Raw genomic sequence first — 13,388 nt, forward strand, 5'->3', positions numbered from 1 at the left:
CGGTCAAAAAGATGAGCCGTCCTGAACAGCTACAATGGTACATAGCAACATTCAACCACATCTTAAGAGGAGGAATTAAGCTTATGAAAAAAAGACTTTTGGCATTGGCGCTGACAGCAGTTATGGCCGGTTCCCTGGCTGCATGCGGCGGCTCAGGCGGAGGTACCACCACGGCGGCACCAGCTGCCACCCAGGCTCCTGAACAAAAGAGCGGCGAAGAGAGCGGGGCAGCCACAAAGGCAGCTTCAGAGGCAGCTTCATCCCAGTCCGGTTCCGGCGGGTACGAACTGGCCCTTGTGACAGACCTTGGAACCATTGACGATAAATCCTTTAACCAGGGCGCCTGGGAGGGACTGAAAAAGTACGCCGAGGAGAACAGCATTTCATATAAGTATTACCAGCCCCAGGAAGGGACTACGGATTCATACCTGGAGACCATCGGACTGGCCATAGAGGGCGGTGCCAAACTGGTGGTGTGTCCCGGTTTCCTGTTTGAGGAACCTATTTTCATGGCCCAGGATAAGTATCCGGATATCCACTTTATCCTGTTGGACGGTGAGCCCCATGACGCGGACTATAACTATAAGACGGGCGACAATGTAATGCCCATCCTGTTCCAGGAAGACCAGGCCGGTTTCCTGGCCGGTTATGCGGCTGTGAAGGACGGCTATACCAAGATGGGATTCATGGGCGGCATGGCTGTTCCTGCCGTGATCCGTTTTGGCTACGGCTTTGTACAGGGCGCTGAGTATGCGGCGGAAGAAGACGGTGTTACAGGCATTGAGATCATGTACAATTACACAGGCGGTTTTGCCGCGACACCTGAGGCACAGTCCATGGCAGCTTCCTGGTATCAGAATGGGACGGAAGTGATCTTTGGCTGCGGAGGCGCGGTTGGAAACTCTGTTATGGCAGCGGCCCAGGAGAAGAATGCCAAGGTGATCGGCGTGGACGTTGACCAGAGCAGCGAATCCGAGACAGTGATCACATCGGCTATGAAGCTGCTTTCCAACTCCGTCTATGACGGGGTAAAGGATTTCTATGACGGATCCTTCCCAGGGGGCAAGACTTCTGTTTTTACAGTGGCAAACAACGGCGTGGGTCTTCCCATGGACACCTCCAAGTTTGAGAAATTTACCCAGGAGCAGTACGATGCCATCTATAAGAAACTGGCGGACGGGGAGATCACCCTGGTCCAGTTCTCACAGGATAACAATAATCCTACCATGGATCTGACCTCACTGACTAACAGTAAAGTTACATTTGTAGAATAAATGCAGACAGGACAGCGGACAGAAACGTCCGCCTGACATAACCTGCGGCAGGGATTCATGACACACAGGGTGCCGTTTTGCGCGGCACCCTGTTTTAGTATATGGAGAACCATATGGATGATTATATTATTGAGATGTCAGGCATTACAAAAGAATTTCCCGGCATTATTGCCAATGACAACATTACCCTTCAGCTGAGAAAAGGGGAGATACATGCCCTGTTAGGTGAAAACGGAGCAGGTAAGTCCACGCTGATGAGTGTATTGTTCGGGCTTTATCAGCCGGAAAAAGGAAGCATAAAGGTCAGGGGCAGGGAAGTGAAAATCAAGGGGCCGCTGGACGCCAATGCCCTGGGGATTGGTATGGTCCACCAGCATTTTAAGCTGGTGCATAATTTTACCGTGCTGCAGAATATTGTTCTGGGCATGGAGACTGTCAAACACGGCTTTTTAAAGATGGATGATGCAAGGAAAAAGGTGATAGAACTGAGCCAACGGTACGGGCTTTATATTGATCCGGACGCCCTGACCGAAGACATCACCGTGGGCATGCAGCAGAGGGTGGAGATCCTCAAAATGCTGTACAGGGACAATGAAATCATGATCTTTGATGAGCCCACTGCGGTGCTGACGCCCCAGGAGATAGACGAACTTATGCAGATCATGCGCAGTCTGGTGGCAGAGGGGAAATCCATCCTGTTCATTACCCATAAACTGGAAGAAATCAAGGCGGTAGCTGACCGGTGCTCGGTGCTGCGCCGTGGAAAATATATCGGTACCGTGGAGGTGGATTCCATTTCCAAAGAGGAGATGTCGGAGATGATGGTGGGGCGAAAGGTGAGTCTCACCGTGGAAAAGACCGAGGCAAAGCCGGACCGGACCGTTCTGGAAGTGGAGCATCTGTCCGTCCAGTCCAGCATGGAAGGTCACGCCAAGCTCCTTGTAAATGACGTAAGCTTCCGGGTGCAGAGGGGAGAAATCGTCTGTATTGCCGGGATTGACGGCAATGGTCAGGCTGAGCTGGTCCATGCCATTACAGGTCTGGGGACTATAAGCGCCGGCAAGGTCACATTAAACGGGGAGGACATTACAGGAAAGAGTATACGCCGGCGCAACACTCAGGGACTCAGCCACATTCCCGAGGACAGGCACAAGCACGGCCTGGTCCTGGATTATAATCTGGCATACAACCTGGTGCTGCAGCAGTATTTTGAGCCCGGATTCCAGCGTTGCGGCTTTCTGGACAATGAGGAGATCTACCGGTATGCGGACCGGCTGATCCAGGATTTTGACATCCGCAGCGGTGAAGGAGCGGACACCGTGACCCGCAGCATGTCGGGAGGAAACCAGCAAAAGGCCATTGTGGCCCGTGAGATTTCCAGGAAACATGACATCCTGCTGGCCGTACAGCCCACCAGGGGACTGGACGTGGGCGCCATTGAGTACATCCACAGGGAATTGGTAAAACAGAGGGACGCGGGGACCGCCATCCTTCTCATATCCCTGGAGCTGGAGGAGGTCATGAACCTGAGTGACCGCATCCTTGTGATGTTTGAGGGAGCCATTGTGGCGGATCTGAATCCCCATGAAGTCACGGTCCAGGAACTGGGATTGTATATGGCAGGCGCCAAGCGGCAGAGCGAAGCGGACAGAGAAGCGCACAAAGAGGCGGACGGAGAGGCAGGTGACACGTAATGAGCAAGGGTAAAAGATCGGGTAAACAGGATCATGTGGGTGTGCTGTCATCTGTATTTGCCATTATCATCGGTTTGCTGGTGGGACTCATCATACTTTTGATCTGCAATCCATCCCAGGCGTTTCCGGGATTCATTACCATCCTGACAGGCGCCTTCACCCACGGGTTAAAGGGCGTTGGGCAGGTGTTTTATTATGCCACCCCCATAATCCTCACCGGACTTTCCGTGGGATTTGCATTTAAGACAGGCCTGTTTAATATCGGGACTCCGGGACAATTCATAGTGGGAGCCTTTGCTGCTGTGTATGTGGGGATCATGTGCGGCGGACTGGGACCTGTCCATTGGATCGCAGCCCTGTTTGCGGCAGTGCTGGGAGGCGCGGTCTGGGGATTGGTTCCTGGATTGTTAAAAGCATACTTTAATGTAAACGAGGTCATCGCCTCCATTATGATGAACTATATCGGAATGTACATGGTCAACTGGATTACAAAAAGCTATAAGCCGTTGTTTAATAACCTGCGCAATGAGTCCAAGAATGTGGCGGTCACGGCCCAGATCCCCAAGATGGGGATGGATAAGCTGTTTCCTGAGTCCAGCGTCAACGGGGGAATCCTGATTGCCATTGCCACCGTGTTTTTGATCTGGATCATTCTCAATAAGACTACCTTTGGCTTTGAACTGAAGGCAGTGGGCTTTAACCGTGACGCCAGCAAATACGCGGGGATCAATGAGAAAAAGAGTATTGTCATGAGTATGGTGATCGCAGGAGCCATTGCGGGAATGGCGGGCGGACTGCTGTACCTGGCCGGTACGGGAAAACATATTGAAATTAAGGATGTCCTGGCTTCCGAAGGATTTACGGGAATATCAGTAGCCCTTTTGGGACTGAGCCATCCCATTGGAGTACTTTTTTCAGGGCTGTTTATCGCATATCTGACAGCGGGAGGATTTTATCTGCAGCTCTTTGAATTTTCCACGGAGATCATTGATATCATTGTGGCAGTGATCATTTACTTCAGTGCCTTTGCACTGATCGTAAAGACCATCCTGAGCCGGATCCACAGGGACCGGGAGAAAGGGGGCGGGCAGGCATGAGTGTGATCTATTTTATTTTCCAGCAGACCATGCTGTTTACCATTCCGCTGATGATCGTGGCTTTGGGCGGTATGTTCTCCGAGCGGAGCGGCGTTGTGAACATTGCCCTGGAGGGAATCATGACCATGGGGGCATTTACGGGGATCCTGTTTCTGAACCTGACCGGGGGAAGGATGAGCGGTCAGTCGCAGCTGCTTCTGGCCATCCTCATATCCACGGCCACCGGGGCGGCATTTGCCTTTTTCCATGCATATGCATCCATTAACATGAAGGCTAACCAGACCATCAGCGGCACGGCCCTTAATATGTTTGCGCCGGCCTTTGCCATCTTTGTGGCAAGGGTGATCCAGGGGGTGCAGCAGATCCAGTTCAGCAACACCTTCCGGATTGAATCCGTACCCCTGTTGGGAAAGATCCCGTTTTTTGGGCCGCTGCTGTTCCAGAATACCTATATCACCACCTACCTGGGGATCCTGATCCTGGTCGTGTCCACGCTGGTGCTGTACAAAACCAGGTTTGGGCTTCGGCTGCGCTCCTGCGGGGAGCATCCCCAGGCAGCTGATGCGGCCGGCATTAATGTGTACAGGATGCAGTACGCGGGGGTGCTGATCTCCGGTATGCTTGGCGGACTTGGCGGGCTGGTGTTTGTGGTCCCCACTTCCACGAATTTTAATGCCGATGTGGCGGGATATGGATTCCTGGCCCTGGCCGTGCTGATCTTTGGCCAGTGGAAACCGGTAAAGATCATGTGGGCATCCCTGTTTTTTGGTCTGATGAAGGCAGTGGCGGCAGCGTATTCAGGGATCCCCTTCCTGGCAGCCACCGGGATCCCCAGCTATGTGTATAAGATGATCCCTTACCTGGCAACCCTGGTGGTCCTGGTATTCACATCTAAAAATTCCCAGGCCCCAAGGGCCTCTGGCATTCCCTATGACAAGGGGCAGAGGTAAGATCTAAGAGATAAGATCTATAGAGACAAGGGGTAAATGTATGAACCTGTCACTGTTCACAGAGGGCTCACAGAGACAAGGGGGCTCTGGAGAATCCCCGGTTGATATTTGACCGATAATATGATAATATATGAAAGCGCCTTTGATTCAGGTGTGTTTTAGCACACCGTAAAGGCGCTTTAGGTTTATATTACGAAACGGGGGATTAAATATGGAACGCGAAAAGTTTTCATCCAGACTGGGTTTTATCCTGATATCAGCCGGATGTGCCATTGGTCTGGGAAATGTGTGGCGTTTCCCATATATCGTGGGAGAATACGGAGGCGCTGCATTTGTGCTGGTCTACCTGGTGTTCCTCCTGATCTTGGGACTGCCTATTGTGGTAATGGAATTTGCAGTGGGACGGGCCAGCCGGAAAAGTGCTGCTCTGTCATTTGATGTGCTGGAGCCAAAGGAGAGCAAGTGGCACCTGACCAAGTATATCGCCATGGCAGGCAACTACCTGTTAATGATGTTCTATACCACGGTTGGCGGATGGATGCTCCTTTACTTTTTTAAGATGATGAAAGGTGATTTTACCGGACTTGAGGCGGATGCGGTGGCAGGGGAGTTTGGATCCATGCTTGCAAACCCGGCCCTCATGGGCGGTTTTATGGTGGCGGTGGTATTCCTGTGCTTTGGCGTCTGCGCCATGGGTCTTCAAAAAGGCGTGGAGCGGATCACCAAGGTCATGATGTTATGTCTGCTTGTGCTTATGGTGGTATTGGCCGTTCATTCCATGATCCTTCCCGGAGGCGGCCCCGGCCTTAAATTTTACCTGATGCCTGATTTTGGCAAGATGGCGGAGGCAGGGATCGGCGAAGCTGTATTTGCCGCTCTGGGACAGTCCTTTTTTACACTGAGCATTGGAATTGGCGCGCTGGCCATATTCGGAAGCTATATTGGAAAAGAGAGGACTCTGACAGGTGAGGCGATCAGTGTTGCTCTGTTAGATACCCTGGTGGCGTTTATGGCCGGACTGATCATTTTCCCGGCATGCTTTGCTTACAACATTGAGTCCAAGGCAGGTCCGTCCCTGATCTTTATTACCCTTCCCAATGTATTTAACCATATGGCTGGCGGAAGGATATGGGGGACCCTGTTTTTCCTGTTTATGTCCTTTGCTGCATTTTCCACCATCATTGCAGTGTTCCAGAACATCATATCCTTTGCAACGGATCTGACGGGATGCACCATCAAAAAAGCAGTCATCTGCAATATTGTGGTCATCATCCTTTTATCGGTCCCCTGTGTATTGGGCTTTAACCTGTGGAGCGGCTTTGCGCCTCTGGGGGAGGGCAGCACGGTGCTTGATCTGGAGGATTTTATTCTCAGCAATAATCTTTTGCCCATTGGCAGTATGCTGTACCTTCTGTTCTGTACCAGCAGGTATGGATGGGGTTTTAAGAAATTTATGGCCGAGGCCAATGAGGGTGAGGGGATCAAGTTCCCGGCCTGGGCCAGGATTTACGTGAGTTATATCCTGCCCCTGATCGTGCTGGGCATCTTTATACAGGGGTATGTATCAAAATTTATGGTGAAATAAGTTTTAATTCAGAGTCAGAAATAACAGACGATCAACAGGCAGCCTGGCCATGGAAGCGGTCAGGCAGCCTGTTTGTTTTTATAGTGGAGGAAAAAAGGGTATTTTTATGTATCTATCAGTAAATGTAAAATTAGCTTGACATTTAATGTAAAGCAGACTATACTAAAAATGTAAAGCATGATTTACATTTACGAAGCATAAAATGACAGTCAGGCAAGGGGTGATGTGATTGAAGACAAGGATACAGGAGCTGCGAAAGCAGAACAAGGTGACCCAGGAAGAGCTGGCGTCTGCCCTGGGAGTGACCAGGCAGACCATCATTTCCCTGGAGAATGGGAAGTATAACGCATCCCTTCAGCTGGCGTTTAAGATCGCCAGGTTTTTTGAGAAAAGCATTGAGGATATTTTTTTATATGAGGAGGAATGACCATGTGGCTGAGTCAATTATTTATTGATAATCCAATTAACTTTGAAAAGCGGTGCAGAAGCCGCATAATAACGGGAATCCTGTTTGCACTTTTAGGAGCGGCGGCCCTGGGAATGGCGTTTATATCCAAAAGTCATGTGTTTGTTTTGTATCTGGAACCGGGTTACCGGGAATACATCCCGGGATTCTACGGAGGAACCGGAGTGGGGCTGATGGCTGCGGGCATCATAACCGTGATGAGGAATATGCGGTATCTGAAGGACCCGGAGCTTAGAAAGGCCAGGAAGATCTATGAGACAGATGAGAGAAACCGCCTGTTGGGGCTGCGCTGCTGGGCCTACACCGGGTATACGGTGATGATCCTGCTCTATATCGGCATTCTGGTGAGCGGATTCATCAGCCTGACCGTATCCAGAACCCTGATGGCAGTGATCGCGTGCTATGGGGTGATCCTGGTGATATTCCGCCGGATGCTGCAGAAGGCCATGTAAACCATGGACGATCCGGTTTGCAGTAAAAAGGCCGGTATGAAATTTTTAGCAATATGGACAGAAAATCTGATAAAGCCTTTCCGTGCAGGACATACTAACCGTGGAAAACCGGAAAGGAGCAGAGCATATGACAACAAAGCAGTATCACATAGACGGAATGACCTGCGCGGCGTGCAGCAGTGCGGTGGAACGGGTCACAAGAAAACTTGGCGGAGTGGAGAGCAGTGATGTGAACCTGACCACGGGCCGTATGGTCATTACTTATGATGAGAGTAAGGTGACCCCGGACATGATCAGCGACAGGGTGGCAAAGGCCGGATTTGCCGCCAGTCTGATGGAGAAGGAGGACCTGACCGGGAAGGCGGAGGAAGAGGAGTGGCAAAGGCAGGAGAAACACCAGCAGGCCGCCAGGCGCCAGGTGGTGATCGCGGTCTGCTTTGCCATCCCTCTGCTGTATATTTCCATGGGACATATGCTGCCCTTTACACTGCCCCTTCCCAGTATGATCGCCATGGATCAAAATCCCCTGAACTTTTCATTGGCACAGCTGATCCTCACAGTGCCCATCCTGATCTGCGGGCGCAAATTCTATGTGGTGGGTATCCGCTCCCTTTTAAAGGGAAACCCCAACATGGACTCCCTGGTGGCTATTGGAACAGGAAGCGCGTTTGTTTACAGTCTTGTGATGACCCTGGGAGTACCGGACAACCATATGAGGGCCCATCAGCTCTACTACGAATCAGCGGCCGTGGTCGTAACACTTGTGATGCTGGGCAAGTATATGGAGACCAGAAGCAAGGGAAAGACGTCCGAAGCCATCCGCAAGCTGATGGAACTGGCGCCCGACACAGCCATTCTTTATGAAAATGGAGTGGAGCGTGAGGTGGAGACAGCGCAGGTGGGTGTGGGGCAGCACATACTGATCAAGCCGGGCAGCCGGATCCCGCTGGACGGTGTCCTTATCAACGGAAACAGCAGTGTGGACGAGTCCATGCTGACAGGGGAGAGCGTTCCGGTGGAAAAGCAGTCCGGTGACCGGGTGATCGGCGGAAGCATGAACTACAACGGGGCCATGGAGGTGGAAGTGACCCATGTGGGAAATGATACCACGCTTTCCAGAATCATCCGTATGATAGAGGATGCCCAGGGAAAGAAAGCACCCATTTCCAAGCTGGCCGACCAGGTGGCGGGTTACTTTGTGCCGGCAGTAATGGGCATCGCTGTGGTGGCCGCACTTTTGTGGTGGCTGGTGGGCGGCAAGGATCTGGCATTTGTGCTGACCATCTTTGTGGCGGTGCTGGTCATCGCCTGCCCCTGTGCCCTGGGGCTTGCCACACCCACTGCCATCATGGTGGGAACCGGGGTGGGAGCAGGACACGGAATCTTGATCAAGAGCGGCGAAGCGCTGGAAATATGTCATAAAGTGGACGCGGTGATTCTGGATAAAACAGGAACGATCACTGAGGGCAGGCCGAAGGTGACGGATGTGAGCGTGATCAGCAGTGCGGTGGTGGAACAGGTATGGAAGCTGGAAAGCGCGTTGGTGCCCGGAACCGTGCCTGCATCCGCTCCCGCAGACACCACCAAAGCAGCACCGCCGTCCGATGCTGAGAAGAAGGAACACCTGCTTTTCCTGGCAGCCTCCTGTGAGCAGATGTCGGAACATCCATTGGGGCAGGCCATTGTCCGCGCTGCCAGGGATAAGCAGATGGATCTGGTGATGCCGGAAGCATTTGAGAGTGTGACGGGAGCGGGCATTATTACCGCCTGGAAGGGATGGAAGGTGGCTGTGGGCAACCGCAGGCTGGTGGAACATCTGAATGTACCGGTATCCGAGGAAACAGGGAACCAGGCCGCGGAATTTGCGGGAATGGGAAAGACGCCCATGTATATTGTAATTGACGGCCGTCTGGCCGGGCTGATCTGTGTTGCGGATACCATCAAGGAAACAAGCGTGGCGGCCGTGGAAAAGATCAAAAGCCTGGGTGTCCAGGTCCACATGGTCACAGGCGATAATGAGAAAACGGCACGTTATATCGGAAAGCTGGCCCATGTGGATCACGTGGTGGCGGAAGTTCTGCCTGAGGACAAGGCTGATGTGGTAAACCGGTTGCAGAAAGAAGGAAAAACAGTTATGATGGTAGGTGACGGCATCAACGATGCGCCGGCCTTGGTCCAGGCGGACGTGGGATGCGCCATTGGAAACGGCAGCGATATTGCCCTGGAATCAGGTGATGTGGTGCTGATGAAATCCGATCTGATGGATGTGTACCGGGCCATTAAGCTCAGCAAAGCCACCATACGCAATATCAGGCAGAACCTGTTCTGGGCTTTTTTCTATAATACGCTGGGGATCCCGGTGGCGGCCGGGCTGCTGTACCTGATGGGCGGCCCGCTGTTAAGCCCCATGCTTGGCGGATTTGCCATGTCCTTAAGCTCCGTGTGCGTGGTTGGAAACGCTTTGCGGCTTAAGAATCTGAAACTCTGATTGTAAAAACCAATGACAAAGGAAATGACACCCATGCAGTTTAACTCTTATCTCTTTATAATGATCTTTCTTCCGGCGGCCCTGACAGGGTATTTCGGATTGCACCACTTTGGCAAGGAGAGGGCGGCCAGAATGTTTCTGGCAGCCATGTCCTTACTGTTTTTTGCCTATGGGAACCCGTGGTATCTGGTGCTCCTTTTGATCAGTGCAGTGTTTAACTGGTGGATCTCACGTATGTTTTATAGAAGCGGGGCAAATGACGGCAACCGTCCTGCCCAAAGCCCCAGTTTTGGCAAAGCGCTTCTTACCATTGCAATTGCGGCCAATCTGGGCCTTTTATTCTATTATAAATATTTTAATTTTTTCATTGAAAACCTGAACCTGATCTTCCGTCAGGATCTGGTGCTGTCAAAAATCCTCCTGCCCGTGGGAATCAGCTTTTTTACCTTCCAGCAGATTGCATGGCTGGTGGACTCCTGGCGCGGTGAGACGGGAGAATACGGCTTTTTGGATTATGTTCTCTTTACGGTCTATTTTCCGAAGATCGCCATGGGTCCGATCCTGTTGCACAGGGAATTTATACCACAGCTTTGGGATGAATCCCGCAGGAACATGAATCCGGAACACATGTCCAAGGGACTGATGGTATTTGCAGTGGGCCTGTTTAAAAAAGTGATCCTGGCCGAGTTTTTTGCCAGTCCTGTCGCCTGGGGATATGCTCAGGTGGAAATGTTAAGCTCCACGGATGCATTTCTTGTAATGCTGGCCTACGCGTTCCAGCTGTATTTTGATTTCAGCGGCTACTGTGATATGGCAATGGGGATATCCCGGATGTTTAATCTGGAACTGCCCCCAAATTTCGATTCGCCCTACAAGGCGCTGTCGCCCGTGGATTTCTGGAAACGCTGGCATATGACGCTGACGCGTTTTCTGCGGACTTACATATATTTCCCCCTGGGGGGAAGCAGAAAGGGGACAGTGCGGACCTATGTGAATATCATGATTGTGTTTCTGGCCAGCGGCCTGTGGCACGGGGCCAACTGGACTTTTATCCTTTGGGGCGCACTGCACGGGGCGGTCCAGGCCCTTAACAGGGCCTTTGAGAAGCAGTGGAACCAGCTTCACACGGCATTCCAATGGATGGCAACCTTTCTGTTTGTGAATATGACCTGGGTCATATTCCGGGCGGACAGCATTTCCCAGGCAAAGCAGTTCCTTAAACAGCTGGTGCGGCTTGACAACATGCAGCTGAGTCCCGGATGGCTGGGAAGCTTTAAACTGGTAGAGCTGCCCCTGGCAATCCAGAGCCACAGGGTTTTTTGTGTAGTTTTAATTCATGCCATAGCCCTTTACCTGGTGATGAATACCAGGAATATGGGGGAAGCTGAACTTAAGCCCACCCTGTTAAGGAGTATAGGCACCGCGCTGCTTTTGGTGTGGTCGGTGATCTCACTTGCTGGGATCTCCACCTTTATCTATTTTCAATTTTAAAAAGAGCTACGGGAGAAAAGACATTGGATATGCGGACAGAGGACAAAACAGGCAAAGGCCGGGAAAAGACACAGACCGGTGAACCGGGGACACGCAAAAAAGCAGAGCAGGGGGGCTGGGGAAGGTGGCTTTGGGCTACGCTGGGAATATTTCTGGCAGGTCTGGTCCTGCTGGGGGGTATTGTAGTGGCTGTGGATCCATTTTTCCATTACCACAAACCCCTTCGGGGGCTGGCCTATTCCATTGACAGTGAGCGCTATCAGAATGACGGCATCAGCCGGCATTTTACATATGACGCGGTGCTGACAGGCACCTCTATGACGGAGAACTTTAAAGCGTCCCAGTTCGACCGGCTGTTTGGAGTGACCTCCATCAAGATACCATACGGAGGCGCATATTATAAAGAGGTGGATGAGGCGGTCAGGCGGGCTGTTTCCTATCATCCCCGGATCAAAATGGTGTTCAGGAGCCTGGATAAAAGCTTCCTCATGTATGACAAGGATGCCTGGAATACCACGGCGCCGGCGCCCGATTACTTAAATGACAGGAATCCCTGGAATGATGTGAATTACATATGGAACAAGGAAGTGATCTTTGGAAATGTGAGGGGCGTCTTTGCCAGGACCAGAGCGGGCGGGCGCACGACCACCTTTGACGAATACATGCACTGGGCTCCGGACAAGGAATGGGGAAGGGAGGCAGTGCTAAAAACATTTGATCGTCCTGACTCAGTCAAGGAGCCGGTTCCCTTTACCCAGGAGGACCGTGAACTGGTCCGGGAGAATGTGGAGCAGAATATCCTGGCCACAGCCAGGGCGAACCCGGACATTACCTTTTATTGTTTTATCCCGCCCTACAGCATTGCCTATTGGCACAGTGAGCTGATCGCAAAAGGCGAGTTTGAACGGCAGCTTTCCGCTCTCAGGCTTATGACGGACATGCTGACGGAGTGTGACAATATCCGGCTTTTTGGTTTTGACGACCAGTTCTCAATTATCTGTGATCTGGACAATTACATGGATGTCATCCACTACTCGGAAAAGGTGGGAGACCAGCTTCTGGAATGGATGGCAGCGGGAGAGCACCGGCTGACCAGGGAAAATAAAGAGGAATATTTTGATAGAATCACTGATTTCTATGCAAACTATGACTACAATGATATCTACTGATAAAATGACGACTGAAAAGGAGACTGAGATGAAGACGTTCAAATGCGAGGAAATGATGTGCGGGGGCTGTGTAAACAGGATAAAAAAAGGGCTGGATGCCGCTGATATTAACAATAAGGTGGATCTGGATTCCAAGACAGTGACCATTGACGGATGCGGTTCCTGTGAGGCAAAAGCAGTGGAGATTTTGGACGGATTGGGTTTCTCGGCAGTGGAAGTATAATATTTTCAAAATTATTTTAAAAACTTTGACAATTTATGGTTGACATTCCAGCTTAATTGTATTATACTACCAAAGGTATCGAGGCGTGGCTCAGTTTGGTAGAGCGCTGCGTTCGGGACGCAGAGGCCGCGTGTTCGAATCACGTCGCCTCGATGTACCTTAAGGCCTGATGGTCAAGCGGCTAAGACGACGCCCTCTCACGGCGTAAACCCGGGTTCGATTCCCGGTCAGGTCATGATGATGAGGCTGTTGCTGATGCGACAGCCTCGTGTCATCTTATTGGACAGTGAAAGCTGTTCGGATGCCACTGTAGCGCAGTTGGTAGCGCAACGCATTCGTAATGCGTGGGTCGCCGGTTCGAGTCCGGCCAGTGGCTTGATTAAAACCCCTGTGTTTACAGGGGTTCAGACTGTAGACAAAATGGTTCCTGGTGCGATGCACCCGGAACCATTTTGAATTTTATATAGAGATATATTGGTTCGAATATCCAGACAAAAGA

Annotated in this window: 11 protein-coding genes and 3 tRNA genes; all 14 read left to right on the plus strand. The window is 51.5% G+C overall.

Going from position 1 to position 13,388, the window contains the following annotated elements; genetic code table 11:
* Nucleotides 1-83: 83 nt before the first annotated feature.
* The 14 genes from ABID13_RS25725 (at nucleotide 84) to ABID13_RS25790 (ending at nucleotide 13,265) form a co-directional block, all read left to right on the plus strand.
* A complete protein-coding gene (locus tag ABID13_RS25725) occupies nucleotides 84-1,274 on the plus strand; it encodes a BMP family lipoprotein (protein ID WP_007857976.1) in 1,191 nt (396 codons plus the stop codon).
* A 113-nt stretch (nucleotides 1,275-1,387) separates the two neighbouring features.
* Entirely contained in the window at nucleotides 1,388-2,968 is a 1,581-nt protein-coding gene (locus ABID13_RS25730; protein ID WP_048931207.1) for an ABC transporter ATP-binding protein, read from the plus strand.
* Nucleotides 2,968-4,065 (plus strand): ABC transporter permease, encoded by a 1,098-nt coding sequence (locus tag ABID13_RS25735; RefSeq protein WP_048931206.1) that lies wholly within the window; start codon nucleotides 2,968-2,970, stop codon nucleotides 4,063-4,065. Before ABID13_RS25730 ends, ABID13_RS25735 begins: the two co-directional genes overlap by 1 nt.
* On the plus strand, nucleotides 4,062-5,015 hold the full coding sequence (locus ABID13_RS25740; RefSeq protein WP_048931205.1) for an ABC transporter permease: 954 nt from the start codon (nucleotides 4,062-4,064) through the stop codon (nucleotides 5,013-5,015). The genes ABID13_RS25735 and ABID13_RS25740 overlap by 4 nt, the downstream gene beginning before the upstream one ends.
* A gap of 211 nt (nucleotides 5,016-5,226) precedes the next feature.
* Nucleotides 5,227-6,600 (plus strand): sodium-dependent transporter, encoded by a 1,374-nt coding sequence (locus ABID13_RS25745; protein ID WP_007857959.1) that lies wholly within the window; start codon nucleotides 5,227-5,229, stop codon nucleotides 6,598-6,600.
* A 229-nt stretch (nucleotides 6,601-6,829) separates the two neighbouring features.
* Nucleotides 6,830-7,027, plus strand: a complete 198-nt coding sequence (locus tag ABID13_RS25750; RefSeq protein ID WP_048931204.1) for a helix-turn-helix transcriptional regulator — start codon at nucleotides 6,830-6,832, stop codon at nucleotides 7,025-7,027.
* A 2-nt stretch (nucleotides 7,028-7,029) separates the two neighbouring features.
* On the plus strand, nucleotides 7,030-7,518 hold the full coding sequence (locus tag ABID13_RS25755) for a hypothetical protein (RefSeq protein ID WP_048931203.1): 489 nt from the start codon (nucleotides 7,030-7,032) through the stop codon (nucleotides 7,516-7,518).
* Nucleotides 7,519-7,645: 127 nt separating this feature from the next.
* A complete protein-coding gene (locus ABID13_RS25760; protein WP_048931202.1) occupies nucleotides 7,646-10,006 on the plus strand; it encodes a heavy metal translocating P-type ATPase in 2,361 nt (786 codons plus the stop codon).
* Between the two features lie 33 nt (nucleotides 10,007-10,039).
* Nucleotides 10,040-11,497, plus strand: a complete 1,458-nt coding sequence (locus ABID13_RS25765; RefSeq protein WP_048931201.1) for an MBOAT family O-acyltransferase — start codon at nucleotides 10,040-10,042, stop codon at nucleotides 11,495-11,497.
* Nucleotides 11,498-11,526: 29 nt separating this feature from the next.
* Nucleotides 11,527-12,666 (plus strand): hypothetical protein, encoded by a 1,140-nt coding sequence (locus ABID13_RS25770; RefSeq protein ID WP_048931236.1) that lies wholly within the window; start codon nucleotides 11,527-11,529, stop codon nucleotides 12,664-12,666.
* 28 nt (nucleotides 12,667-12,694) lie between these two features.
* On the plus strand, nucleotides 12,695-12,889 hold the full coding sequence (locus ABID13_RS25775; protein ID WP_007857951.1) for a heavy-metal-associated domain-containing protein: 195 nt from the start codon (nucleotides 12,695-12,697) through the stop codon (nucleotides 12,887-12,889).
* A gap of 79 nt (nucleotides 12,890-12,968) precedes the next feature.
* Nucleotides 12,969-13,042: transfer RNA gene (locus ABID13_RS25780), tRNA-Pro, on the plus strand.
* A 10-nt stretch (nucleotides 13,043-13,052) separates the two neighbouring features.
* Nucleotides 13,053-13,124, plus strand: a tRNA-Glu gene (locus ABID13_RS25785).
* 68 nt (nucleotides 13,125-13,192) lie between these two features.
* Nucleotides 13,193-13,265 (plus strand) — tRNA-Thr (locus tag ABID13_RS25790).
* Nucleotides 13,266-13,388 lie beyond the last annotated feature (123 nt).

It is taken from the genome of Enterocloster citroniae (assembly GCF_040545455.1).
Classification (GTDB): domain Bacteria; phylum Bacillota; class Clostridia; order Lachnospirales; family Lachnospiraceae; genus Enterocloster; species Enterocloster citroniae.

Coding starts and splice junctions, on each gene's coding strand:
- ABID13_RS25725 (WP_007857976.1), top strand. CDS start 84: ATGAAAAAAAGACTTTTGGCATTGGCGCTGACAGCAGTTATGGCCGGT.
- ABID13_RS25730 (WP_048931207.1), top strand. CDS start 1,388: ATGGATGATTATATTATTGAGATGTCAGGCATTACAAAAGAATTTCCC.
- ABID13_RS25735 (WP_048931206.1), top strand. CDS start 2,968: ATGAGCAAGGGTAAAAGATCGGGTAAACAGGATCATGTGGGTGTGCTG.
- ABID13_RS25740 (WP_048931205.1), top strand. CDS start 4,062: ATGAGTGTGATCTATTTTATTTTCCAGCAGACCATGCTGTTTACCATT.
- ABID13_RS25745 (WP_007857959.1), top strand. CDS start 5,227: ATGGAACGCGAAAAGTTTTCATCCAGACTGGGTTTTATCCTGATATCA.
- ABID13_RS25755 (WP_048931203.1), top strand. CDS start 7,030: ATGTGGCTGAGTCAATTATTTATTGATAATCCAATTAACTTTGAAAAG.
- ABID13_RS25760 (WP_048931202.1), top strand. CDS start 7,646: ATGACAACAAAGCAGTATCACATAGACGGAATGACCTGCGCGGCGTGC.
- ABID13_RS25765 (WP_048931201.1), top strand. CDS start 10,040: ATGCAGTTTAACTCTTATCTCTTTATAATGATCTTTCTTCCGGCGGCC.
- ABID13_RS25770 (WP_048931236.1), top strand. CDS start 11,527: ATGCGGACAGAGGACAAAACAGGCAAAGGCCGGGAAAAGACACAGACC.
- ABID13_RS25775 (WP_007857951.1), top strand. CDS start 12,695: ATGAAGACGTTCAAATGCGAGGAAATGATGTGCGGGGGCTGTGTAAAC.